This window comes from Cupriavidus basilensis (assembly GCF_000876015.1).
Classification (GTDB): Bacteria; Pseudomonadota; Gammaproteobacteria; order Burkholderiales; family Burkholderiaceae; genus Cupriavidus; species Cupriavidus basilensis_B.
In genome coordinates this window covers 266,407-289,852 of the sequence record NZ_BBQM01000016.1, presented here as the reverse complement: position 1 = coordinate 289,852, position 23,446 = coordinate 266,407, and the positions used below count along the sequence as shown (strand labels likewise).

General features: G+C 69.9%; 18 protein-coding genes. 9 read left to right on the top strand and 9 right to left on the bottom strand.

All coding sequences use genetic code 11. The features are described 5' to 3' along the window. Nucleotides 1–68: 68 nt before the first annotated feature. On the top strand, nucleotides 69–1,691 hold the full coding sequence (locus KF708C_RS17570; RefSeq protein WP_059412776.1) for an ABC-F family ATPase: 1,623 nt from the start codon (nucleotides 69–71) through the stop codon (nucleotides 1,689–1,691). Nucleotides 1,692–1,755: 64 nt separating this feature from the next. Here KF708C_RS17570 and KF708C_RS17565 read toward each other — a convergent pair whose 3' ends face one another. Next, a complete protein-coding gene (locus KF708C_RS17565) occupies nucleotides 1,756–2,325 on the bottom strand; it encodes a hypothetical protein (protein WP_059412775.1) in 570 nt (189 codons plus the stop codon). A gap of 202 nt (nucleotides 2,326–2,527) precedes the next feature. On the opposite strand from KF708C_RS17565, the gene KF708C_RS17560 reads away from it, so the two are divergent. The 4 genes from KF708C_RS17560 to KF708C_RS35750 all read left to right on the top strand — a co-directional run bounded on the left by KF708C_RS17560 (nucleotide 2,528) and on the right by KF708C_RS35750 (nucleotide 7,678). Next, nucleotides 2,528–3,961, top strand: a complete 1,434-nt coding sequence (locus KF708C_RS17560) for an aldehyde dehydrogenase family protein (RefSeq protein ID WP_059412774.1) — start codon at nucleotides 2,528–2,530, stop codon at nucleotides 3,959–3,961. Nucleotides 3,962–4,245: 284 nt separating this feature from the next. Then, the gene (locus KF708C_RS17555) at nucleotides 4,246–6,708 is read left to right on the top strand and encodes a penicillin acylase family protein (protein WP_059412773.1); all 2,463 of its coding nucleotides are present in this window, start codon (nucleotides 4,246–4,248) and stop codon (nucleotides 6,706–6,708) included. Between the two features lie 113 nt (nucleotides 6,709–6,821). Then, nucleotides 6,822–7,535 carry a glutamine amidotransferase gene (locus KF708C_RS17550; protein WP_020201634.1) on the top strand — a complete coding sequence of 238 codons (714 nt, stop codon included), beginning with the start codon at nucleotides 6,822–6,824 and terminating at the stop codon, nucleotides 7,533–7,535. Continuing rightward, complete coding sequence (locus KF708C_RS35750) at nucleotides 7,532–7,678, top strand: hypothetical protein (protein ID WP_020201633.1); 147 nt, start codon at nucleotides 7,532–7,534, stop codon at nucleotides 7,676–7,678. The genes KF708C_RS17550 and KF708C_RS35750 overlap by 4 nt, the downstream gene beginning before the upstream one ends. Nucleotides 7,679–7,726: 48 nt before the next feature. Here KF708C_RS35750 and KF708C_RS17545 read toward each other — a convergent pair whose 3' ends face one another. Next, nucleotides 7,727–8,011: a DUF1289 domain-containing protein gene (locus tag KF708C_RS17545; protein ID WP_020201632.1), complete on the bottom strand. Its 285-nt coding sequence runs from the start codon at nucleotides 8,009–8,011 to the stop codon at nucleotides 7,727–7,729. Nucleotides 8,012–8,213: 202 nt separating this feature from the next. Between KF708C_RS17545 and KF708C_RS17540 the strand changes: the two genes are divergently transcribed. Further along, entirely contained in the window at nucleotides 8,214–8,705 is a 492-nt protein-coding gene (locus KF708C_RS17540; RefSeq protein ID WP_020201631.1) for a PaaI family thioesterase, read from the top strand. Between the two features lie 276 nt (nucleotides 8,706–8,981). Here KF708C_RS17540 and KF708C_RS17535 read toward each other — a convergent pair whose 3' ends face one another. From KF708C_RS17535 to prpB, 5 genes are all read right to left on the bottom strand, one after another. Next, nucleotides 8,982–10,103, bottom strand: a complete 1,122-nt coding sequence (locus KF708C_RS17535; RefSeq protein ID WP_020201630.1) for an asparaginase — start codon at nucleotides 10,101–10,103, stop codon at nucleotides 8,982–8,984. Between the two features lie 606 nt (nucleotides 10,104–10,709). Continuing rightward, nucleotides 10,710–11,900: a 2-methylaconitate cis-trans isomerase PrpF gene (gene prpF, locus KF708C_RS17530; RefSeq protein WP_059412772.1), complete on the bottom strand. Its 1,191-nt coding sequence runs from the start codon at nucleotides 11,898–11,900 to the stop codon at nucleotides 10,710–10,712. Between the two features lie 56 nt (nucleotides 11,901–11,956). Then, the gene (gene acnD, locus KF708C_RS17525) at nucleotides 11,957–14,554 is read right to left on the bottom strand and encodes a Fe/S-dependent 2-methylisocitrate dehydratase AcnD (RefSeq protein WP_059412771.1); all 2,598 of its coding nucleotides are present in this window, start codon (nucleotides 14,552–14,554) and stop codon (nucleotides 11,957–11,959) included. A gap of 118 nt (nucleotides 14,555–14,672) precedes the next feature. Beyond that, nucleotides 14,673–15,830, bottom strand: a complete 1,158-nt coding sequence (gene prpC / locus KF708C_RS17520) for a bifunctional 2-methylcitrate synthase/citrate synthase (RefSeq protein ID WP_020201627.1) — start codon at nucleotides 15,828–15,830, stop codon at nucleotides 14,673–14,675. A gap of 132 nt (nucleotides 15,831–15,962) precedes the next feature. After that, nucleotides 15,963–16,871, bottom strand: a complete 909-nt coding sequence (prpB, locus tag KF708C_RS17515; RefSeq protein ID WP_020201626.1) for a methylisocitrate lyase — start codon at nucleotides 16,869–16,871, stop codon at nucleotides 15,963–15,965. Between the two features lie 313 nt (nucleotides 16,872–17,184). Between prpB and prpR the strand changes: the two genes are divergently transcribed. After that, the gene (gene prpR / locus KF708C_RS17510; RefSeq protein ID WP_197090380.1) at nucleotides 17,185–19,164 is read left to right on the top strand and encodes a propionate catabolism operon regulatory protein PrpR; all 1,980 of its coding nucleotides are present in this window, start codon (nucleotides 17,185–17,187) and stop codon (nucleotides 19,162–19,164) included. Between the two features lie 87 nt (nucleotides 19,165–19,251). Here the strand turns inward: prpR and KF708C_RS17505 are convergent, their stop codons facing one another. Further along, nucleotides 19,252–19,545: a putative quinol monooxygenase gene (locus KF708C_RS17505; protein ID WP_020201624.1), complete on the bottom strand. Its 294-nt coding sequence runs from the start codon at nucleotides 19,543–19,545 to the stop codon at nucleotides 19,252–19,254. 198 nt (nucleotides 19,546–19,743) lie between these two features. Between KF708C_RS17505 and KF708C_RS17500 the strand changes: the two genes are divergently transcribed. Then, a complete protein-coding gene (locus KF708C_RS17500; RefSeq protein WP_020201623.1) occupies nucleotides 19,744–20,958 on the top strand; it encodes an HD-GYP domain-containing protein in 1,215 nt (404 codons plus the stop codon). 48 nt (nucleotides 20,959–21,006) lie between these two features. Here KF708C_RS17500 and KF708C_RS17495 read toward each other — a convergent pair whose 3' ends face one another. Continuing rightward, nucleotides 21,007–22,650: an acyl-CoA dehydrogenase family protein gene (locus KF708C_RS17495; protein ID WP_059412770.1), complete on the bottom strand. Its 1,644-nt coding sequence runs from the start codon at nucleotides 22,648–22,650 to the stop codon at nucleotides 21,007–21,009. Nucleotides 22,651–22,764: 114 nt separating this feature from the next. Here KF708C_RS17495 and KF708C_RS17490 point away from each other — a divergent pair, with 114 nt between their 5' ends. Continuing rightward, nucleotides 22,765–23,400 (top strand): TetR/AcrR family transcriptional regulator, encoded by a 636-nt coding sequence (locus tag KF708C_RS17490; protein WP_231401569.1) that lies wholly within the window; start codon nucleotides 22,765–22,767, stop codon nucleotides 23,398–23,400. Nucleotides 23,401–23,446: the final 46 nt, after the last annotated feature.

Sequence of the window (23,446 nt, the reverse complement as noted above, 5' to 3'; positions counted from 1 at the left end):
GCCGGTTCCGTGCCGTGCGCACCGGTGCCGCGCCGCCCGCGCCCCCTCATTCATACAAGGTTCCAGACGTGCTTTCTACCGCAAACATCACCATGCAGTTCGGCCCCAAGCCGTTGTTCGAGAATATCTCGGTCAAGTTCGGCGAGGGCAACCGCTACGGCTTGATCGGCGCGAACGGCTGCGGCAAGTCCACCTTCATGAAGATCCTCGGCGGCGACCTCGAGCCGTCCTCGGGCAACGTCATCCTCGAGCCGGGCGTGCGCCTGGGCAAGCTGCGCCAGGACCAGTTCGCCTATGAAGACATGCGCGTGCTGGACGTGGTCATGATGGGGCACACCGAGATGTGGGCCGCCGCCGCCGAGCGCGACGCCATCTACGCCAACCCGGACGCCACCGACGAGGACTACATGAAGGCCGCCGACCTGGAGGCCAAGTATGCCGAGTACGACGGCTACACCGCCGAGGCCCGCGCCGGCGAGTTGCTGCTGGGCGTGGGCATTCCCACCGACCAGCACCAGGGCACCATGAGCAGCGTCGCGCCGGGCTGGAAGCTGCGCGTGCTGCTGGCGCAGGCGCTGTTCTCGAACCCGGACGTACTGCTGCTCGACGAGCCGACCAACAACCTCGACATCAACACCATCCGCTGGCTGGAGGACGTGCTCAACGAGCGCAACTCCACCATGATCATCATTTCCCACGATCGCCACTTCCTGAACTCCGTGTGCACCCACATGGCGGACATGGACTACGGCACGCTCAAGGTCTACCCGGGCAACTACGACGACTACATGGAAGCCTCCATGCAGGCGCGCGAGCGCCAGATGGCGGCCAACGCGCGCGCCAAGGAGCGCATCGGCGAACTGCAGGACTTCGTGCGCCGCTTCTCGGCCAACAAGTCCAAGGCGCGCCAGGCTACCTCGCGCCTCAAGCAGATCGACAAGATCAAGGTCGAGGACCTCAAGCCGTCGTCGCGCCAGAACCCGTTCATCCGCTTCGAGTTCGAGAAGAAGCTGCACAACCTCGCGGTGGAAGCGGACGGCGTCACCAAGACCTACGACCGCAAGATCATCGACAACCTGTCGATGGCGATCCAGGCCGGCGAGCGCGTGGCCATCATCGGCGAGAACGGCGCCGGCAAGACCACGCTGCTGCGCAGCCTGCTCAACCAGGCCGTGCAGAACGGCGTGCAGCGCGGCGTGGAAGTCGACCGCGGCGCCATCAAGTGGGCCGAGAACGCCAACGTCGGCTACATGCCGCAGGACACCTACGAGGAATTCCCGGACGACCGCGACCTGATGGACTGGATGAGCCAGTGGACCCAGGCCGGCGACGACGACCAGTCGCTGCGCGGCACGATGGGCCGCCTGCTGTTCTCGGCCGACGACATCAAGAAGTCGGTCAAGGTGCTGTCGGGCGGCGAGAAGGGCCGCATGATCTGGGGCAAGCTGATGCTGGGCCGCCACAACGTGCTGGCGCTCGACGAGCCGACCAACCACATGGACATGGAGTCGATCGAGTCGCTGCAGATCGCGCTGGACAAGTTCACCGGCACGCTGATCTTCGTCTCGCACGACCGCGTGTTCGTCAGCGGCCTGGCCACGCGCGTGATCGAAGTGCGCACCGACGGCACGCTGACCGACTACCTGGGCACGTATGACGAGTACCTGGAGTCGCAGGGCATCGCGGGCTGAGTTGCCTTGACCGGTTGATGGAAGAAGAGGGCCGCCGTGTGCGGCCCTTTTTTCTTTTGCCCGTTCAGATCTGCATCCGCCCCTCGCCGCCCACCATCCTGTCGAGCTGGTCGATGATGGCGGCCGCGGTGATCTCTCCCCTGGCCTTGTGCAGGGCCGCGTACAGCGGGCCGCGCAGCGCGGCGAGTTCGGCCGTGCCGGCGGCTTTCTCGACCTTGACCTGCAGCATGTAGCCGCGCAGGCCGAGATGATGGCCGATGACGTCCGTGTAGAAGTGATAGAGCTGCTGGTAGGTCGCGGGGCCGGCGTCGTCATCGCCTACGCCGCGCGCGGCGTAGGCCGGGAACACGCTGCCGGCCGCTTCCGGCCCGGCGCGGCGCGCGGCGGCCGGGGCGGCCGGTGCGGCGATATCCGGCGGCGCGGCGGCGCCCGCGTGGATCAGCCCGGCCTCCAGCAGCGCCTCGATGGCTTCCGGGCCTACGCCCATGCCGCTGGTCTGCGCCAGCAGTTCGCTGCGCCGGCGCTCGCCGTTGACGATCAGCAGCAGCGCGCGCGTCCTGTGGTCCAGCTTGCGCGCGCGCGTGCGGATTTCGTCCTGGCCCTGCTCGGTCTTGTGGAACACCGGGTCGGTCATGTCTGCTCCCTTGTTATGCGCCGGCAGCGGCGAGCGGCGCGCTGTTCCCGGATTCGGCTCATGCTCGGCCGATTATCGCCACGTTGTTCGGGTGGCTGGCGCACCGCAAAAAAACGAGGCGCCAAACCGCTCTACAATGTGGAGCACCATAAAAGTAACAAAAATTTTGCAATCGCCTGTTCAACAACTGAAAACTGTGGCCATGCAACAACGAGACAAGCTCTTCATCAACGGTAAGTGGGTCGTGCCCCACGGCACCGGCCAGATCGACGTCATCCACTCCACCACCGAAGCCGTCATGGGCCGCATCCCCGAAGGGCATGCGCGCGACGCCGAGGACGCCATCCAGGCCGCCCGCGCCGCCTTCGACGCCTGGTCGGCCACGCCGCCGGCGGTGCGCGCCAGTTATATCCGCAAGATCGCGGACGGGCTCAAGGAGCGCAGCGAGGAACTGGCGCAACTGATCGCCGGCGAAGTCGGCATGCCGATCAAGCTGGCCCGCGCCATCCAGGTCGGCGGCCCGGTCTACAACTGGGCGCAGGCGGCCAAGCTGGTGGAGAACTTCACGTTCGAGGAAGAGGTCGGCAATTCTCTGGTGGTGCGCGAGCCGGTGGGCGTGGTGGGTGCCATCACGCCGTGGAACTACCCGCTCAACCAGATCACGCTGAAGGTGGCGCCGGCGCTGGCCGCTGGCTGCACCGTGGTGCTCAAGCCGTCCGAGGTGGCGCCGCTCAACGCCTTCGTGCTGGCCGAGGTGATCGAGGCCGCCGGCCTGCCGCCGGGCGTGTTCAACCTCGTGACCGGCTACGGCCCGGTGGTGGGCGAGGTGCTGGCCAGCCATCCGGAAGTGGACATGGTGTCGTTTACCGGCTCCACGCGCGCCGGCAAGCGCGTCTCCGAGCTGGGCGCGCAGAGCGTCAAGCGCGTGGCGCTGGAGCTTGGCGGCAAGTCCGCCTCGGTGATCCTCGACGACGCGGACCTGCCGGCCGCGGTCAAGGGCACCGTCAGTGCCTGTTTCCTCAACTCCGGGCAGACCTGCTCGGCCCATACCCGCATGCTGGTGCCGCGCGGCCGCTACGAGGAGGCCAAGGCCATCGCCAAGCAGGTGGCCGATGCCTTCACCGTGGGCGACCCGCTGCAGGAAACCACCCGCCTGGGCCCGCTGATCTCCGCCGCGCAGCGTGAGCGCGTGACCAGCTACATCCAGCGCGGCCTGAACGAGGGCGCCGAACTGGTGACGGGCGGCCCGGAAGCGCCCGCGGGGCTGGACAAGGGCTTCTTCGTCAAGCCGACCGTGCTTGGCAACGTCGATCCCCGGGCCACCGTGGCGCAGGAAGAGATCTTCGGCCCGGTGCTGTCGATCATCTGCTACGACACCGAGGAAGACGCCGTGCGCATCGCCAACGACAGCATCTACGGGCTGGGCGGCGGCGTGTGGTCGGGCGACGAAGCGCGCGCCATCCGCGTGGCGCGCCGCATCCGCACCGGCCAGGTCGACATCAACGGCGGCCCGTTCAACATGCAGGCGCCGTTCGGCGGCTACAAGCAGTCCGGCAACGGGCGCGAGGCCGGCAAGTACGGGCTCGAGGAATTCCTCGAGTACAAGGCGCTGCAGCTGAAGAAGCCGGCCGCCTGACGCGCGGCGGGCGCGGCGGCGGCGGGCGGGGTGGATCGTTCCGCGCGCCGCCGCCCGCCGCACCGCGGTCACGCAGGATGCCCGGCAAGCCCGGGCATTTTTCATGCGCGGGCGCTTCGGCGATAATGCGCAATCCCGCCGGCCCGCGCCGCGCGGAACCGGTCCGGCGCGGCGCGGGCGGGCCGGGAGCACGCAGTACCGAGACAGCAGTGCCGAGACAGCAGTACGGGACAAAAAACAGACAACACCGCGGGCGCATGCCGCCACGCGGGGGAGAGCGATCGATGCGCTGGTTCAAACGGCTGGCCTGGCTGGTACTGACGCTGGTGGCGCTGCTGCTGGCGGGCGCGCTGGGCGGGTATGCGTGGTACCGGCAGGCGTCGCAGCCGCAGACGGCGGGCACGCTGAGCCTGCCGGGGCTGCGCGAGCGCGTCTCCATCGTCCGCGACCGCCACGACGTGCCGCACATCAAGGCGGCCAATCCGCTCGACGCCTATTTCGCGCTTGGTTTCGTGCACGGGCAGGACCGCCTGTGGCAGTTGCAGATGAACAAGCGCATCGCCTCGGGCCGGCTGGCCGAGATCCTCGGGCCGCCGGCGCTCGATACCGACCGCTTCCTGCGCACGCTCGGCGTGCGGCGCAACGCCGAGGCCATCCTGGCGCAGGCCACGCCCGAGACGCGCGCCGCGCTGCAGGCCTACGCGGACGGCGTCAACGCCTACATCGACACGCGCAAGGGCCCGCTGCCGCCCGAGTTCCTGCTCCTGCGCACCAGGCCGGAGCACTGGGAGCCGGCCGATACGCTGGCCTGGCAGACCATGATGGCCTGGGACCTGAGCGCCAACTGGACGCAGGAGACGCTGCGCATGCGGCTGGCGCAGGTGCTGCCGGTGGCGCGCATCAACGAGCTGCTGGCGCCGTATCCCGGCGAGCGCTCGCCGCGCACGATGGACTACGGCAGCCTCTACCGGCATCTCGCCCCGCTGGCCACGGCGATGGCGCGCGTCGAGCGGCAGGCGCCGCCCGGCTACGTGGAGGGCATGGGATCGAACAACTGGGTGGTGTCCGGCGCCCGCACGCGCTCGGGCAAGCCGCTGCTGGCCAACGATCCGCACCTGGGCCTGCAGGCGCCGGCGCTCTGGTACTTCGTCCACATGCAGGCGCCCGGGCTGGACGTGGCCGGCGCCTCGCTGCCGGGCATGCCGCTGGTGGTGCTGGGGCACAACCAGCGCATCGCGTGGGGTTTCACCAATACCGCGCCCGACGTGCAGGACCTGTACATCGAGCGCCTGCAGCCGGGCAGCGCGCAACGCTACCAGACCCCGGACGGCTGGGCCGAGTTCAGGACCCGCAGCGAGACCATCCACGTGAAGGGCGCGCCCGACGTGACCCTGACCGTGCGCGAGACCCGCCACGGCCCGGTGATCTCCGACGCCGCCGAGCCCGTCGCCACGGCCGCCGCGCCGCTCGGCGCGCGGTACGTGGTGGCCTTCCAGTGGACCGCGCTGCGCGCCGACGACCGCACCTTCCAGGCCGGGCTCTTGCTCAACCGCGCCACCGACTGGGCCACGTTCCTGGCGGCCATGCGCGATTTCCACTCGCCCCAGCAGAGCATCGTCTATGCGGACGTGGACGGCAACATCGGCTTCATCGCCCCCGGCCGCGTGCCGCTGCGGCGCGCCGACAACGACCTCAAGGGGCTGGCGCCGGCGCCGGGCTGGGATGCGCGCTACGACTGGAACGGCTTCATCCCGTTCGAGCAGTTGCCGCGCAGCTTCAACCCGCCGGAGGGCGTCATCGCCACCGCCAACCAGAAGATCGTCGGCGACGACTACCCGTATTTCCTGACCAGCGAATGGACCGTGCCGTACCGCTACCAGCGCATCCGCACCTTGCTCGACGCCACCGCGCGGCACACCCCGGACAGCTTCGGCGCGATCCAGAAGGACACGCTCTCGCTGGCCGTGCGCGACGCGCTGCCGCTGCTGCTGGCGGCCCCGGTCGCCAGCGATCCGGCGCTGCCCGAGCACGAGCGCGCGCTGATCGCCGCGCTGCGCAAGTGGGATGGCGACATGCAGCCCCGGCTGGCCGAGCCGCTGGTGGCGACGGCGTGGCTGCGCGAACTGTCGCGCGCGCTGTTCGAGGACAAGGTGGGCGAGCCGCTGTTTGGCCGCATGTGGGAGCAGCGCAACGTGCAGCAGCCCATGCTCAACGTGCTGCGCAATCCGCGCGGCCTCGGCGCGTTCTGGTGCGACGACAGCACCACGCCGGCGCGGGAAGACTGCGACGACGCCATCGCCACGGCCTGGCACCGCGCCATTGCCGACCTCGGCCAGCGCTACGGCGACAAGCCGGAGCGCTGGCGCTGGGGCAGCGCCCACGCCGCGCGCATGGAGCACAAGCCGTTCGGCAGGCAGCCCTACCTGGCCAGCCTGTTCAACGTCAAGGTGCCCAGCGGCGGCGACACCTACACCGTCAACGCGGGGCGCCACAACCTGCGCGACGAGGCGGCGCCGTTCGAAAGCGTGCACGCGGCCAGCCTGCGCGCCATCTACGACCTCTCCGACCTGGCCGGCTCGCGCTTCATGGATTCGACCGGGCAGTCGGGCAACGTGATGTCCACGCACTACCGCGACTGGACCGACAAATGGGTCGCGGTGCAGTACATCACCCTGGCGCCGGCGCGCCGCGGGCAGGGCAACGAGGCATTCGACACGCTGGTGCTCAAGCCCGCCGGCGCGCGCTGACGGCGCGCTGACGGTGCGGTGCGGCGCGCGCGATATGTCATGGCGTGACCGTTTGCCCGGCATGCCCGGATGCCAGTAAGATCGAAGCTTTGCATCGACCGGACAGGCCCGCCATGACCCAAGCCAGGTTCACCACCCATGTGATCCAGCACGTTGCGTTCGAGGACGCCGGCGTGCTGGGCGACGTCCTGCGCGAGCGCGGCCACGCGCTGTACGTGCTGCGCGCCGGCATCGACGACCTGAGCGTGGTCGGCGCGCATCCCGCCGACCTGCTGGTCGTGCTCGGCGGCCCGATCGGCGTGTACGAGAACGAGACCTATCCGTGGCTCGACGCCGAGATCGACGTCATCCGCGCGCGGCTCGCGGCGCGCCGGCCGGTGATCGGCGTCTGCCTGGGCGCGCAGCTGATCGCCCGCGCCAGCGGCGCGCGCGTCTATCCCGGCACGCGCGAGATCGGCTGGGCGCCGATCCGGCCTACCGAGGCAGGCCGCGCCTCCGCGCTGGCCGAGCTGGAAAGCGCCGACTGGAACGTGCTGCACTGGCACGGCGACACCTTCGACCTGCCCGCCGGCGCGCAACTGCTGGCTTCCACGGCGGCCGTGCCGCACCAGGCCTACGCCATCGACCGCCACGTGCTGGCGCTGCAGTTCCATCCCGAGGTGCGTCCGGCCGAGCTGGAAGGCTGGCTGGTCGGGCATACGGTCGAGCTTGGCAAGGCCGGCATCGACCCGCGCGAGATCCGCGCGCGCACGGCGCAGATCGGCACGGCGGTGGCCGCGGCCGGCCGCCGCATGTTCGCGCGCTGGCTGGAGGCGGCCGGGCTGTGAGCAGCGGGTTTGCCACGGCCATCGACAGCGTGCTGCTCGGCGCCGTGCGCCCGTTCGGGCCCGGGGCCGTGCCCAGCGGCATCGACAAGCAGCCGGCGCGCCGCGAGGTGGAGGACATGGAGCGCCGGCTGGCCGGCGGCTGAGCGGCGCGGCCTGTATGGCCAGTGTGGTCGGTGCGGCCGGCTCCGGGGCTACTCCGGGCGGAAGCGCCGCGCCGTGCCCTCGCGCGTGATGCGCTCCCACACCGCCTGCTTTTCCGCGTCGTCCATGAAGACCCAGTTGCTGACCTCCATCGCGGTGCGGCCGCAGCCCTGGCAGATTTCGTCGAACAAGGTCGAGCAGATGCCGATGCAGGGGCTGTCGGGCCGGTCGAACAGGCCTTCGTCGCGCTGGCCCTCGTCGCGCTGCGGCGTGGCGGCGGGGGAGCGCGCGGAAAGCGGGTTGGTGTCTGGCGGGTCTGACAGGTCTGACGGCATGCGGCGGCGAGGCGGGGCGGACGGGCGCACATTATAAACGGCGACCGGCCCGGCCCCGGCCCGCCCGGTGCCTGCGGCGCAACATCGCCGCGCGGAAGTTTGCCGCGCGGAAGTCCGCCGATTACCCGTCAGGTAATTGAGCGCCGGCGGCGCGCGGGTCTACGCTGCTCCTGTTGCCACGATCCCGATCCAGGAGAACACGATGCCGATTCTCGTTGCCGCCTTGTCCGGCGCGGGCGCCGCTGCCGCTGCCGGCTCCCATGCCGCCGCACCCGTCGACCCGCGTATCCGCCAGACCGTCGAGCAGGTCCTGATGGGCTCGCCCGTGGCCCGCGCGCTGGGCATCGCGCTGGACGTGCTGGCGGTGGACCACGTCGAGCTGCTGCTGCCGTTCAGCCCCGCCAACGTCACGGTCGGCGAGATCGTCCACGGCGGCGTGATCGCCACGCTGATCGACGTGGCCGGCGCGGCCGCGGCGGCCTCGGGCTGCGAGGCCGGCAGCATGCGCGGCGGCGCCACCGGTTCGCTCAACATCCAGTATCTCGAAGCGGCCAGGGCGGCCAGCCTGCGCGCGGTGGCCAGCGTGCTCCGGCGCGGGCGCCGGCAGGTGGTGAGCGAGGTGTCGGTCTACGCGGAAAGCGCCGACGAGGCCGAGCTCGTGGCCAGGGCGCTGATGAGCAGCGTGCTGTTCTAGCACGGCGCGCCGGCCGGCCGCGCCGCCTTCAATCCGGCCGCATGAGCGGGAATGCCTTGTAACGCAATTAACGGCCGATCTTTGCCGCCACCAATCCATGTTCCGCCGAGGCCTGGCGGCATGGCGGCCGCATCGGCTTCGAGGACTACCTGGCTTGCAAGGGGAGGGCTGGCATGAAGTGAAAAAACGGCTGGCGAGGTCGCGTGCGGCCAGCCAGCCGCGAGGGCGGGGCGTGCTCCGCCGCCGCCCGGAATGCCCGCGGCTACGCCGCGGCCGTCAGTATTTCCACAGGATCTTCTGCAGTTCCTTGCTGTCGCTGGTCTTGGTCAGCGCCAGCGCCATCAGGATGCGGGCCTTCTGCGGCAGCTGGTCGTCCGTCACCAGCCAGTCGTACTTGTCGTCGGGCTGCTCGGCGTTGCGGATCACCACGCCGCTGCCGGTGCGCGACGCGCGCACGATCTGCACGCCCTTGGCGCGCGCGGCCTTGAGCGGCTCGACCATGTAGTCGCCCACGCTGCCGTTGCCGGTGGCGGCGTAGACGATGGCCTTGGCGCCGTTCTTCACGGCGGCGTCGACCGCGCCCGGGTTCACGTTGCCGTAGGCGTAGACCACCGCCACTTCGGGCAGCTTGTCGAGCTTGTCGATGTCCCACTCGGTCTGCGTGGTATGCGGGCGCGCCGGCAGGCGGAAGTACAGCGTGCGGCCTTCCACCACGTAGCCCAGCGGGCCGAACGGCGAGCGGAAGGTTTCGGTCTTGAAGGTGTTGGTCTTGGTGACGTCGCGGCCGGTGTGGATCTCGTCGTTGAGCACGGCCAGCGTGCCCTTGCCGCGCGATTCGGGGCTGGACGCCACCAGCACCGCGTCGTACAGGTTGAGCGCGCCGTCGGCGCCGAGCGCGGTGCCCGGGCGCATCGAGCCAACCACCACCACGGGCTTGTCGCTCTTGAGCGTGAGGTTGAGGAAATAGCTGGTTTCCTCGATGGTGTCGGTGCCGTGCGTGATCACGATGCCGTCCACGTCCGGCTGCTTGAGCAGTTCGGAGACCCGCTTGCCGAGCTTGAGCAGGCGCTCGTTGTTGAAGCTCTCGGAGCCGATCTGGAACACCTGCTCGCCCTTGACGTTGGCGATCTTCGAGATCTCCGGCACCGAGGCGATGATCTTGTCCACCGGCACCACGGCCGACTGGTAAGCCGCGGTGTTGGTGGCCGCCGCGCCGGCGCCGGCAATGGTGCCGCCGGTGCCGATGATGACGATGTTGGCCTTGCGGGCCTCCGCCGGCGCGCTGGCCTGGGCCGGCGTGGCGGCGGACGGGGCGAGCTGGGCGTGGGCGGCGCCAGTGGTCAGGCTGGCGGCGAGCAGCAGGGTGCTGAGCGTGGTGAGACGGGCGAAACGCTTCATGATGTTCCTCATATAGGCACGACTGGGCAGCCCCTTTTGGGTGGCTGCGTCGTCTATCGGTCTACGCAATCCGCGCGGCGGCGCCTGTCTTACAGGCGGGGCCGCGGCGGACGAGAACTATACGAGAGGGGTCCTGAATGTGTCGACATTTACTGCTTTGGGGTTTTCCCGGGGGGGAGTCTGGCGGGGAGGGCCGGCCAGATGGCATTGAGTCATCGCCTCGTTCCTGCCATGACGGCTACCCGCCTTGGCCGCGCGCGCATCGATGACCTCGATGCCTTGCTGCGGCTGCGGCCTTCGAGGGGCCGCGCGCCGGGAAGGCGGCCGGTGCCAGCGAATGGCAAAGGCTCTCGCTTCGTGGCGAATCCTGCCTTCTCCCGCAAGCGGGAGAGGGGAGACCGCAATCGGCAAGTTGACTCGTTGCCGGCAGCCTTTTGTCATTGATGGTTTGCTCCCCTCTCCCGCGAAGTGGGAGAGGGGCCGGGGGAGAGGGCAAGCGCCGGCAAATGGCGAAAGCCGTTCCCTCATCGAGACCACCGGCGGCAAGCAGGACCTCCATGCCGCCGCAACCGGAACCGAGTCCCGCTGCGCCGTGCCGCCGGTTCCTCAGAACGTGTCGCCCGGCACGCGCACCCAGCCTTCCATCAGCACGCGCGCGCTGCGGCTCATGATGGCCTTGGTCACGGCCCATTCGCCGTCGACGAGATTGGCTTCGGCGCCCACGCGCAGCGTGCCCGAGGGGTGGCCGAAGCGCACCGCGTTGCGTTCGCCGCCGCCGGCGGCGAGGTTGACCAGCGTGCCGGGGATCGCCGCGGCGGTGCCGATGGCCACGGCGGCGGTGCCCATCATGGCGTGGTGCAGCTTGCCCATCGACAGCGCGCGCACCAGCAGGTCGACGTCGCCGGCGCCGACCTGCTTGCCGCTGGAGGCAACGTAGCCGGCCGGCTTCGCCACGAAGGCCACCTTCGGCGTGTGCTGGCGCTTGGCCGCTTCGTCGACGTTCTTGATCAGGCCCATGCGCAGCGCGCCGTAGGCGCGGATGGTCTCGAACCTGGCCAGCGCGGCGGGGTCGCCGTTGATGTCGTCCTGCAGCTCGGTGCCGGTGTAGCCGATCTCTTCCGCGTTGAGGAAGATGGTCGGGATGCCGGCGTTGATCATGGTGGCCTTGAAGGTGCCCACGCCCGGCACCTCGAGGTCGTCGACGAGGTGGCCGGTCGGGAACATGGCGCCGCCGGCGCCTTCTTCCTCGGCGGCCGGGTCCATGAACTCGAGCTGGACTTCGGCGGCGGGAAAGGTCACGCCGTCGAGCTCGAAGTCGCCGGTTTCCTGCACGGCGCCATCGGTGATGGGCACGTGGCCGATGATGGTCTTGCCGATGTTGGCCTGCCAGATGCGCACGGTGGCCACGCCGTTTTGCGGGATGCGGCTCGGGTCGACCAGCCCGGCGCCGATGGCGAACGGGCCGACGGCGGCGGACAGGTTGCCGCAGTTGCCGCTCCAGTCGATGAACGGCTGGTCGATGGAGACCTGGCCGAACAGGTAGTCGACGTCGTGGCCGGGCCGGCTGCTTTTCGAGATGATGACGGTCTTGCTGGTGCTGGACGTTGCCGCGCCCATGCCGTCGATCTGCTTGCCGTAGGGGTCGGGGCTGCCGATCACGCGCATCAGCAGCTTGTCGCGCGCCGCGCCGGGGACCTGCGCGGCCGCGGGCAGGTCCTGCAGGCGGAAGAACACGCCTTTGCTGGTGCCGCCACGCAGGTAGGTGGCGGGAATCTTGATCTGGGGTACGTGGGCCATGGGATTTCGTCCTGGTGAGGCCGGGCGGCATGCCGCCCGGCGCGCGCTATATTGCCTCAGGCCGCGGCCTTAGACGATTCGAGGAAGTCCTGCGCGAAGCGCTGCAGCACGCCGCCGGCGTCGTAGATGGAGACTTCTTCCGCGGTGTCGAGGCGGCAGGTCACGGGCACTTCCACGCGCTCGCCGCTCTTGCGGCGGATGACCAGCGTAAGCTCCGCGCGCGGCTTGCGCGCGCCGATCACGTCGAAGGTCTCGGTGCCGTCGATGCCGAGCGTCAGGCGGTTGGTGCCGGGCTTGAACTCCAGCGGCAGCACGCCCATGCCGATCAGGTTGGTGCGGTGGATGCGCTCGAAGCCTTCGGCCACGATGACTTCCACGCCCGCCAGCCGCACGCCCTTGGCCGCCCAGTCGCGCGAGGAGCCCTGGCCGTAGTCCGCGCCGGCCACGATGATCAGCGGCTGCTTGCGGTCCATGTAGGTCTCGATCGCTTCCCACATGCGCACCACCTTGCCCTCGGGCTCGATGCGCGCCAGCGAACCCTTCTTGACCTTGCCGTCCACCACGGCCATCTCGTTGACCAGCGTGGGGTTGGCGAAGGTGGCGCGCTGCGCGGTGAGGTGGTCGCCGCGGTGCGTGGCGTAGGAGTTGAAGTCTTCCTCGGGCAGGCCCATCCTGGCCAGGTATTCGCCGGCCGCGCTGTCGAGCATGATGGCGTTCGACGGCGACAGGTGGTCGGTGGTGATGTTGTCGCCGAGCACCGCCAGCGGACGCAGGCCCTGGAGCGTGCGCTCGCCGGCCAGCGCGCCTTCCCAGTACGGCGGGCGGCGGATGTAGGTGCTCTGCGGGCGCCAGTCGTACAGCGGGCTGATCTGCTCGCCGCTGTCCACGGCGAAGTTGAACATCGGCTCGTAGACCTTGCGGAACTGCTCGGGCTTGACGCTCCTGGCCACGATGGCGTCGATTTCCTCGTCGCTCGGCCAGATGTCCTTGAGCCGCACCGGCTTGCCGTCGGCGTCGGTGCCCAGCACGTCCTGCTCGATGTCGAAGCGGATGGTGCCGGCGATGGCGTAGGCCACCACTAGCGGCGGCGAGGCCAGAAAGGCCTGCTTGGCGTACGGGTGGATGCGGCCGTCGAAGTTGCGGTTGCCCGAGAGCACGGCGGTGGCGTACAGGTCGCGCTCGATGATCTCCTTCTGGATCACCGGGTCGAGCGCGCCGGACATGCCGTTGCAGGTGGTGCAGGCGAACGCCACGATGCCGAAGCCGAGCCGCTCCAGGTCCGGCAGCAGGCCGGCTTCTTCCAGGTACAGCTGCACGGCCTTGGAGCCGGGCGCGAGCGAGCTCTTCACCCACGGCTTGCGGGTCAGCCCGCGCGCGTTGGCGTTGCGCGCCAGCAGCGCGGCGGCGATCACGTTGCGCGGGTTGCTGGTGTTGGTGCAGCTGGTGATGGCGGCGATGATGACGGCGCCGTCGGGCATCTGGCCCGGCGTGTCTTCCCACTTGCCGGCGATGCCGCGCGCGGCCAGGTCGGAGGTCGGCAGCCGCTTGTGCGGGTTGGACGGGCCGGCCATGTTGCGCACCACGGTGGACAGGTCGAAGCGCAGCACGCGCTCGTATTCGGCGTGCTGCAGCGTGTCGGCCCACAGGCCCGCGGCCTTGGCGTAGGTTTCCACCAGCCTGACCTGCGCGTCGTCGCGGCCGGTCAGCTTCAGGTAGTCGATGGTCTGGCCGTCGATGAAGAACATCGCCGCGGTGGCGCCGTATTCCGGCGCCATGTTGGAGATGGTGGCGCGGTCGCCGAGCGTCAGGCTCGCGGCGCCTTCGCCGCGGAACTCCAGGTAGGCGCCGACCACCTTTTCCTTGCGCAGGAACTCGGTCAGCGCCAGCACGATGTCGGTGGCGGTGATGCCGGGCTGGCGCTTGCCGGAAAGCTCCACGCCGACGATGTCGGGCAGGCGCATCCACGAGGCGCGCCCCAGCATCACGTTCTCGGCTTCCAGCCCGCCCACGCCGACGGCGATCACGCCGAGCGCGTCGACGTGCGGCGTGTGGCTGTCGGTGCCGACCAGCGTGTCGGGGTAGGCCACGCCGTTCACGGCGTGGATCACCGGCGACATCCGCTCCAGGTTGATCTGGTGCATGATGCCGTTGCCCGGCGGGATCACCTCGACGTTCTTGAACGCCTTCTTGGTCCAGTTGATGAAGTCGAAGCGGTCTTCGTTGCGGCGGTCCTCGATGGCGCGGTTCTTGGCGAACGCATCGGGGTCGAAGCCGCCGCATTCCACGGCCAGCGAGTGGTCCACGATCAGCTGCACCGGCACCACCGGGTTGACCTTGGCCGGGTCGCCGCCCTGGGCGGTGATCGCGTCGCGCAGGCCGGCCAGGTCCACCAGCGCGGTCTGGCCGAGGATGTCATGGCAAACCACGCGCGCCGGGAACCACGGGAAATCGAGGTCGCGCCGGCGCTCGATGAGCTGCGTCAGCGAGGCGTCCAGCGTGGCCGGGTCGCAGCGGCGCACCAGGTTCTCGGCCAGCACGCGCGACGTGTACGGCAATTTGTCATAGGCGCCCGGCTGGATCGCCTCGACGGCGGCGCGCGCGTCGAAGAAATCCAGCTTGGTGCCCGGCAGCGGCTTGCGGTTTGCAGTGTTCATTTCGTAGGGAATAGAGAAAGTCATGATCCGGGGGCGGCGGCCGTGCTTTGCGGCCGCCGGCCCCCGCTCCCGCGGGCCGCGCTGCGCGCGGTCCCGGGAGCAGGCCGGCGGGCCGGTATTACTTGCGGTCCTTGATCGGCACGAACTTCAGGTTCTCCGGCCCGGTGTAGTTGGCGCTGGGGCGGATGATCTTGTTGTCGATGCGCTGCTCGATGATGTGCGCGGCCCAGCCCGAGGTACGCGCGATCACGAACAGCGGCGTGAACATGGCCGTGGGCACGCCCATCATGTGATAGCTCACCGCGCTGAACCAGTCCAGGTTCGGGAACATCTTCTTGGCGTCCCACATGACCGTCTCCAGCCGCTCGGCGATGTCGAACATCTTCAGCGAGCCGGCGTCCTTCGACAGGCGCTTGGCCACGTCCTTGATGACCTGGTTGCGCGGGTCGCCCGTGGTGTACACCGGGTGGCCGAAGCCGATCACCACTTCCTTGTTCTCCACGCGGCGCTTGATGTCGGCCTCGGCCTCGGCCGGGTTGTCGTAGCGCTTCTGGATCTCGAAGGCCACCTCGTTGGCGCCGCCGTGCTTGGGGCCGCGCAGCGCGCCGATGGCGCCGGCGATCGACGAGTACATGTCCGAGCCGGTGCCGGCGATCACGCGCGCGGTGAAGGTCGAGGCGTTGAACTCGTGCTCGGCGTACAGGTTGAGCGAGGTCTGCATGGCGCGCTCCCACAGCGCCGAGGGCTTCTGGCCGTGCAGCAGGTGCAGGAAGTGGGCGCCGATGGAGTCGTCGTCGGTCTCGACCTCGATGCGGCGGCCGTTCTGGCTGTAGTGGTACCAGTACAGCAGCATGGAGCCGAGGCTGGCCATGAGGCGGTCGGCGATGTCGCGCGCGCCCGGGGTGTTGTGGTCGTCCTTCTCGGGCAGCACGGTGCCGAGCACGGACACGCCGGTGCGCATCACGTCCATCGGGTGGGCGCTGGCGGGCACCCATTCGAGGGCGGCCTTGACGTTGGCGGGCAGGCCGCGCAAGGCCTTGAGCTTGGCCTTGTAGGCGGCCAGTTCGGCGCGGGTGGGCAGCTTGCCGTGCACCAGCAGGTGGGCGATTTCCTCGAATTCGCAGGTCTCGGCGATGTCGAGGATGTCGTAGCCGCGGTAATGCAGGTCGTTGCCGGTGCGGCCGACCGTGCACAGCGCGGTGTTGCCGGCGGCCACGCCCGACAGGGCGACGGATTTCTTCGGTTTCGGGGTGGCGAGCGGTTGCGCTTCGGACATGTTGGAGGTCTCCTTGGGGAATGCCGTGTGCTGACTGACTGCGTATTGACGTTGCTGACGTTGCTGACGTTGCCGGCGCTGGCCGTGGCGGCGCGCACGCGGTGCGCGCGCCGCGGGGGCGGCCCGCGCGGCTTACTTGGACTTGCCTTGCGCGAACAGCGCGTCGAGCTTCTGCTCGAAGGCGTGGTAGCCGATGCTCTCATAGAGTTCGGCGCGCGTCTGCATGGTGTCGACCACGTTTTTCTGCGTGCCGTCGCGGCGGATCGCCGCATAGACGTTCTCGGCGGCCTTGTTCATGGCGCGGAAGGCCGACAGCGGGTACAGCACCATCGCCACGCCGGTGCCGCCGAGCTCTTCGGTGGTGAACAGCGGGGTGGCGCCGAATTCGGTGATGTTGGCCAGCACCGGCACTTTCACTGCGTCGACGAACTTGCGGTACATGCCGAGATCGGTCATGGCTTCCGGGAAGATCGCGTCGGCGCCGGCTTCCACGCAGGCCACGGCGCGCTCGATGGCCTTGTCCAGGCCTTCCACGGCGAGCGCGTCGGTGCGCGCCATGATGACGAAGTGCTCGTCGGTGCGCGCGTCCACGGCGGCCTTGATGCGGTCGACCATCTCGCCCTGCGAGACGATTTCCTTGCCCGGGCGGTGGCCGCAGCGCTTGGCGCCGACCTGGTCCTCGATGTGCATGGCGCCGGCGCCGAACTTGATCAGCGAGCGGGTGGTGCGCGCCACGTTGAAGGCCGAGGCGCCGAAGCCGGTGTCGACGTCGACCAGCAGCGGCACGTCGCACACGTCGGTGATGCGGCGGATGTCGGTCAGGACGTCGTCGAGGTTGGAGATGCCCAGGTCGGGCAGGCCCAGCGAGCCGGCGGCCACGCCGCCGCCCGACAGGTAGATCGCGCGGTAGCCGGCGCGCTTGGCCAGCAGGGCGTGGTTGGCGTTGATGGTGCCGACCACCTGCAGCGGGTGTTCGTCGGCCAGGGCCTGGCGGAAGCGGGCGCCGGCGGAGCGGGCGAGGTCGGAAGTCGAAAAGGTCATGATCTTCGCTTGTGAAGTGGACGGATACCCAGCGCAAGGGGTGTGCCAGGCGGATCGCCGCCGCGCGCCGCGCCGGCCCCGGCTCCGGCGCGCGGCGGCCAGCCCTTGATGCGCCTGACCTGGCGGCGCATGGCGGGCATCCTGCGCGGCGATTGTGATGCGGGCGCTATCTCCGTTGCATTTCAATAGTGAAATCATTGCATTTCAATATTGAAATGCACGCCGGCCGCGCGCACAATCCCAAGATTAGTCCGCCCGCGGCGTTCTTGCTGCTTTCCCGCGCCGTTTTCCTTCACCAGTGTTTCCGCCGTCCATGAGTACCGTCCTCGCCGCGCCCGTCAACCCGCCCGCCGCCGGCACCGCGCGCCCGCGCATCTGGGCGGTCGGCATCAGCCGCCTGTCGCGCGCGTTCGCCGACCTGATTCCCGGCTACGCCGCGCAGGCGGACTTCCGCATCGTCGGCAAGGGTTTCGCCGCGGCCGCCAGCGCGATCGCGCGCGAGGCGCGCGAGGGCCGGCTCGACGCCGTGGTGGCGGGCGGCTCCAACGGCGCCTACCTGCGCCAGCACGTGGACGTGCCGGTGGTGCTGGTCAAGGTGACGGGCTTCGACGTGATGAGCGCGCTGTCGACCGCGCGCCGCATCTCGCCGCGCGTGGCGCTGGTCACGCACGCCGCGACCTATCCCGAGGTGGACGAGTTCGTGCGCACCTTCTCGCTGTCGATCCCGGCCTACACCTACCTGACCGAGGACGACGCCGCGGCGCGCGTGAAGGCGCTCAAGCAGGAGGGCGTGCAGGTGGTGGTGGGGCCGGGGCTGGTGACGGACCTGGCCGACCGCATCGGCCTGATCGGCGTGTTCCTGTACTCGGGCGTGTCGGTGCGCGGCGCGCTGGAGGACGTGATCGAGGCGGCCCGGCTGCGGCGCATCGAGTCCGGCCGGCGCGACTACGTCAACACCATCCTCGCGCATCTCAACGAGGGCGTGGCGGCGGTGGACGCGGAAGGGCGCATCCAGACCTACAACCCGGCGATGGAGCGCTTTCTCGGCATCGCGCCGCCGGCCGCGCTGGGGCGCAAGCTGCAGGCGCTGGCGCCCGCGCTGGCGCTGGACCACGTGATGCAGAGCGGCAGCAAGGAGCTCGAGGCCATCCACAAGCTCGGCGACAAGATGGTGGTGGTCAACCGCATCCCCATCGTCACCGACGCCGGCACCACCGGCGCGGTGCTGACGCTGCAGGACGCCAACGCCATCCACCGCGTGGACCGCAACCTGCGCTCGCGCAGCCGCGCGCGGCCGGCCGGGGTGCGCTACAGCCTGGACGACCTCGCCGGCGCCTCGCCCGTCATGCACAACCTGCGCGAGCTGGCGCGGCGCTACGCCGCGGTGGATTCCACCGTGCTGGTGGGCGGCGAGAGCGGCACCGGCAAGGAAGTGCTGGCGCAGGGCATGCACGACGCCAGCCCGCGCCGGGTGTTCCCGTTCGTTGCCGTCAATTGCGCGGCGTTCCCGGAAAGCCTGCTGGAAAGCGAGCTGTTCGGCTACGAGGAAGGCGCCTTCACCGGCGCGCGCCGCGGTGGCAAGGCCGGCCTGTTCGAGTCGGCCCACAACGGCACGCTGTTCCTCGACGAGGTGGGCGACATGCCGCCGGCGCTGCAGACCCGCCTGCTGCGCGTGCTGCAGGAAAAGCAGGTGCTGCCGATCGGCGGGCTCGACGCGGTGCCGGTCAACGTGCGCGTGATCGCCGCCACGCACCGCGACCTGGGCGAGCTGGTGCGGCAGGGCAGCTTCCGCCAGGACCTGTATTACCGCCTCAACATCCTGCGCATCGAGATGCCGCCGCTGCGCGAGCGCGCCGGCGACCTGCCCGAGCTGGCCGAACTGCTGTACCGGCGCGCCCAGGAGCGCCTGGGCCCGGCCCGGCCGCAGCCGCTGCCGCAGGCGGTGCGCGAGCGGCTGTCGGGTTATGCGTGGCCGGGCAATATCCGCGAGCTGGAGAACGTGACCGAGCGCATCGCGGTGCTGGTGGTGGGCCGCACGCTGGCGCCGCGCGACCTGCTGGAAGAGCTGCAGGCGGCCGCGCCGGAGCTGTTCGGCGTGGCCGAGGCGCCCGCGCCGGACGGGGCGCCGCCGGCGCCGGGCAGCCAGTCGCTCGCCGGCGTGGCGCGCGCCAGCCAGGCCGGGCATATCCGCCACGTGCTGGCGCAATGCGGCGGCAACCGCGCCGAAGCCTGCCATCTGCTGGGGATCAGCGCCACGACCTTGTGGCGGCGCCTGAAGGAGGGCGGGAAATGACCGAGGCCGGCGCAATCTCGCGGCCGATATAGCCGCGGCCGACATAATCGCCGCCGACACAGTCGCGGCCCGCGCCCGGCCGCGCGCCTAGGCCGCGTTCAGCCAGCGCAGCTGGAGGTCGCCCTCGAGGAAATCCTGCCGGCTGGCGTGGAAGTCGCGCACGTATTCGCTGTTCAGGTGCGATTCCAGCGCATGGCGGGAATTCCACTCCATGTAGAGCACGAACACCTCGGCATCCTCGGCGTCCTCGCCCACGTGGTAGCGCAGGCAGCCCGGCTCCTTGGCGCCGCGCGTGCGCAGCGCGTCGAGCCTGGCGCCGAGGACCTCGCGGCGCTCGGCCTTGGCGCGCGCGATACCGACAAGCGTGTACGTTCTGGACATGGTGTGACGGGCGAACAGGTGGCCGCGTATTGTAGCTTTGCGGCCCCCGCCAGGGCCGAATGCCTGAGGCGCAGGGGCGGATATTCGGGGTGCGCGGTTGACAAGGGGGCGGCTTTGGGTCTTGCCGCCCCTAAAGTTTTCCGGCGCGCCGCCGTTAAGCGGCCACGCCCCCATTTACCCTTCACCCGGAGAGCCGGCATGCTGAAACGCATCAAGACTCAACAGCTTCAAGTCGGCATGTTCGTCGCCAGGGTGGGCGGGCCGTGGCTGGAGCATCCTTTCTGGCGTTCGCGCTTCCCGGTGACGAGCCAGGAGCAGATCGACCAGATGATCGCCTCCAAGGTCGAGGAAGTGTGGATCGACCTGCTCAAGGGCAAGAGCGTGCCGCCGCCGTCGGCGGCGACCGGCTCGCTGACCGTCAACCCGGTGGCCGACGAGCCGCCGGGCGCGGTGCCGCAGTCGGGCGTGCCGCTGGAGGTGGAGCTGGTGCTGGCGCGCGACGTGATGCGCAACGGCAAGGCGGTGGTGGGCTCGATGTTTACCGACGCGCGCATGGGCCGCGCGCTGGAAGTGGAGGGCGCGCTGCTGCTGGTGGACTCGGTCTCCAATTCGCTGACCCGCCATTCGCAGGCGCTGATCGCGCTGGCGCGGCTCAAGGTGCGCGACGACTACACCTACCTGCATTCGTTCGCCGTCTGCGCGCTGATGATCGCGCTCGGGCGCACGCTCGGGCTGGACGCCGGCGAGGTGCAGCAGCTCGGCCTGGCGGGGCTGGTGCACGACATCGGCAAGGTCGCCATTCCCACCCACGTCCTGCACCGGGACGGCCCGCTGACCACGGCGGAGATGGAGGTCGTGCAGCGCCACCCCTCGATGGGCTACCGCATCCTCAACGAGGCCAGGCTCTACCGCAACATCCCGCTGGACGTCTGCATCCACCATCACGAGCGCATCGACGGGCGCGGTTATCCGTTCGGCCTGCGCGCCAGCGAGATCAGCGTGCACGCGAAGATCGCCGGGGTATGCGACACCTACGACGCGCTGACCTCCAACCGGCCCGGCCACCAGGCGTGGACGCCGGCGCGGGCGCTCGAATACATGGCGGTGCGGGTGGACACCCTGTTCGACCGCACCGTGTTCCAGGCCTTCACGCGCTCGATCGGCATCTACCCGCTGGGCACGGTGCTGCGCATGCGCTCGGGCCGGCTGGGCGTGGTCTGCGCGCAGAACGACAACGACCCGCTGCATCCGCGCGTCAAGCTGTTCTACTCGGTGAGCGAGGCCGCGCACATCGGCCCCGAAGAGATGGACCTGCGCGACACCGAGGACACCATCGTCAGCTTCGAGGACCCGGCGCAATGGGGCTTCCGCGACGAGCAGCTGCTGGAGCTGTGCGCGGTGGCCTCGGCCTGAGGCCGCGTCAGCCCGCCGTGCGCGCCGCGCCCGCCCTGGCCGCCGCCGTCAGTCCGGCCACGCCGCCGCGACGATGCGCGCGGCGTCTGCCGCGCCCGCGCTGATGCCCATCACCGCGCCCCATTCGGGGTCGAAGCGGCTGGCCAGGAAGGCCTGCGCGCTGGCCGCGCCGGCGTGCCGGAGCATCAGGCAGGCCTGGGCGGTCAGCACCAGCCGGGTGGTGGTGCGGCGCGCCTCGGCCTGCTGTTCTTCCGCTGGCAGGCGCAGCGCCTCGCGCAGCGCGGCCACGCTGGCCTCGATGCGCGGCTCGCCGGCGCCCATCGCGCTCATCTGCTCCAGCACGCGCAGGTAGTCGTCCGGGTTGCGGCCGATGGCGCGCAGCACGTCCAGGCACATCACGTTGCCCGAGCCTTCCCAGATCGAGTTGACCGGCGCATCGCGGAACAGGCGTCCCATCGGGCCGTCCTCGACGTAGCCGTTGCCGCCGAACACCTCCATCGCCTCGCCGGTCAGCTCCACCGCGCGCTTGCAGATCCAGAACTTCGAGGCCGGCGTGAGGATGCGGCGCCAGGCCAGCCGGGCGGGGTCGTCGGTGGCTTCGAACGCGGTGGCCAGGTCCATCGCCAGCAGCATCGCCGCCTCGGCCTCCAGCGCCATGTCGGCCAGCAGGCGGACCATCAGCGGCTGGCGCGCCAGCGGCCTGCCGAAGGCGCTGCGATGGCGCGCGTAGTGCAGCGCCTGCACGAAGGCCTGGCGCATGAAGCCGGCGCTGGACAGCGCGCAGTTCAGGCGGCTGTAGGTGGCCATCTCCAGGATGGTCGGAATGCCGCGGCCTTCCTCGCCCACCATGATGCCCCACGCATCGCGGAATTCCACCTCGCTGCTCGAGTTGGAGCGGTTGCCGACCTTGTCCTTCAGGCGCTGGATCTCGACCGGGTTCTTGCTGCCGTCGGGCCGCCAGCGCGGCACGAAGAAGCACGACGAGCCGGCTTCGGTATTGGCCAGCACGAGGTGGGCATCCGACATCGGCGACGAGAAGAACCACTTGTGCCCGGTGATCAGGTATTCGGCGCCGCGCCCCTCGCCGCGCGCGGGCAGCGCGCGCGTGGTGTTGGTGCGCACGTCGGAGCCGCCTTGCTTCTCGGTCATGCCCATGCCCACGTTGATCGACGGCTTGTCTCCGAGCGGGAGGTCGCGCGGATCGTAGCCGCGCGCGAGCAGCTTGTCGCCGAGTTGCGAGAACAGCGCCGGCTCCTTGCGCAGCACCGGAATGCAGGCCTGCGTCATGTTGGTCGGGCACAGCGAGCCGGATTCGATCTGGCTGTGCATGTAGAGCGAGGCGGCGTAGGCGGTCCAGGCCGAGGGGCGCGTGTCGGCGAACGGCAGGTTGGCCAGCCCGCTGGCGCGCGCGATGGCCATGATCGCGTGCCAGCCCGGATGGAAGCGCACCTGGTCGATGCGCTCGCCGGCGCGCGAATGCGTGTGCAGCTCGGGATGGTGGCGGTTGGCGTCCTCGGCGTGGCGGATGGTGTCTTCCGCGCCCAGCAACGCGCCCTGGCGCGCGAGCTCGGCCTCGCTCCAGCCCGCGCCGGCGCGTTCCACGGCGCGGCGCAGGCCGGGATCGCTGGCGTAGAGGTCGTAGTCCTTGAGCTCCGGCACCTGGTTGGTGATGGCGTGGGTGGTCCAGTTCATGGCAAGCTGTCTCCTTGGTTTTTTCCGCGCGGCGCCTGGCGCGCCCGCGCCCGGCTGCGTTGGAGACCATTCTAGGGACAACGTCCGGCCCTCATGTTCGGCTTTCGGAACCCCATGAACCTACCGCGCAAAGACCCGCCCAAGCCGCGCCGCAGGCCCGTGCAGTCACGCTCGTGGCAGACCTCGCTGGCCATCCAGGAAGCCTTTGTTCGGCTTTTGGCCGGGCAGGACTACGCCCAGGTGACCATCCGCGCCATCGTCGACCTGGCCGGCGTGGGGCTGGGCACGTTCTACGAATACTTCGGCAGCAAGGAAGAGCTGGCGCGGGTCTGCCTGCACCTGCGCGCCAAGCGCATCGTGCTGGCGATGGACGCCTGCCTGGCCGGCCATCGCGGCGCGCCGCTGGCGGCGATCGTGGACGCGCTGGTCGCGGTCAACGTGGACCATCATCGCGAGACGCCCGAGCGCTGGGGGCCGGTCTACCTGCTGGAGCGGCACTACTCGGGGCGCGCGGCCTACCGGAAGATGTACGGGCGCTTCGTCGCGGTGTGGCGCCGCGCGCTGGCGGGCGCCGCGGACGCGCCATGCGCCGAGGTGGCGGAGGAGGCGGCGGTGACGCTGCAGGCCATCGTGTACGGCCTGATCGCCCACGCCTGCATCGACGAGGGCGCGGCGGTGGATTTCGCGCGGCTGCGGCGCAGGCTGCGCAATGCGGTGTCGGGCTACCTGGGGACGATGGGCGCGGGCTGACGCGCGGGCGCCGGAACGGAAAACGGCGCCAGTGGCGCCGTTTCTT

What these genes read in the sequence shown, in the direction of transcription:
- KF708C_RS17565 (WP_059412775.1), bottom strand. Translation starts at nt 2,325, where the DNA reads ATGACCGACCCGGTGTTCCACAAGACCGAGCAGGGCCAGGACGAAATC.
- KF708C_RS17560 (WP_059412774.1), top strand. Translation starts at nt 2,528, where the DNA reads ATGCAACAACGAGACAAGCTCTTCATCAACGGTAAGTGGGTCGTGCCC.
- KF708C_RS17555 (WP_059412773.1), top strand. Translation starts at nt 4,246, where the DNA reads ATGCGCTGGTTCAAACGGCTGGCCTGGCTGGTACTGACGCTGGTGGCG.
- KF708C_RS17550 (WP_020201634.1), top strand. Translation starts at nt 6,822, where the DNA reads ATGACCCAAGCCAGGTTCACCACCCATGTGATCCAGCACGTTGCGTTC.
- KF708C_RS17545 (WP_020201632.1), bottom strand. Translation starts at nt 8,011, where the DNA reads ATGCCGTCAGACCTGTCAGACCCGCCAGACACCAACCCGCTTTCCGCG.
- KF708C_RS17540 (WP_020201631.1), top strand. Translation starts at nt 8,214, where the DNA reads ATGCCGATTCTCGTTGCCGCCTTGTCCGGCGCGGGCGCCGCTGCCGCT.
- KF708C_RS17535 (WP_020201630.1), bottom strand. Translation starts at nt 10,103, where the DNA reads ATGAAGCGTTTCGCCCGTCTCACCACGCTCAGCACCCTGCTGCTCGCC.
- prpF (WP_059412772.1), bottom strand. Translation starts at nt 11,900, where the DNA reads ATGGCCCACGTACCCCAGATCAAGATTCCCGCCACCTACCTGCGTGGC.
- acnD (WP_059412771.1), bottom strand. Translation starts at nt 14,554, where the DNA reads ATGAACACTGCAAACCGCAAGCCGCTGCCGGGCACCAAGCTGGATTTC.
- prpC (WP_020201627.1), bottom strand. Translation starts at nt 15,830, where the DNA reads ATGTCCGAAGCGCAACCGCTCGCCACCCCGAAACCGAAGAAATCCGTC.
- prpB (WP_020201626.1), bottom strand. Translation starts at nt 16,871, where the DNA reads ATGACCTTTTCGACTTCCGACCTCGCCCGCTCCGCCGGCGCCCGCTTC.
- prpR (WP_197090380.1), top strand. Translation starts at nt 17,185, where the DNA reads ATGAGTACCGTCCTCGCCGCGCCCGTCAACCCGCCCGCCGCCGGCACC.
- KF708C_RS17505 (WP_020201624.1), bottom strand. Translation starts at nt 19,545, where the DNA reads ATGTCCAGAACGTACACGCTTGTCGGTATCGCGCGCGCCAAGGCCGAG.
- KF708C_RS17500 (WP_020201623.1), top strand. Translation starts at nt 19,744, where the DNA reads ATGCTGAAACGCATCAAGACTCAACAGCTTCAAGTCGGCATGTTCGTC.
- KF708C_RS17495 (WP_059412770.1), bottom strand. Translation starts at nt 22,650, where the DNA reads ATGAACTGGACCACCCACGCCATCACCAACCAGGTGCCGGAGCTCAAG.
- KF708C_RS17490 (WP_231401569.1), top strand. Translation starts at nt 22,765, where the DNA reads ATGAACCTACCGCGCAAAGACCCGCCCAAGCCGCGCCGCAGGCCCGTG.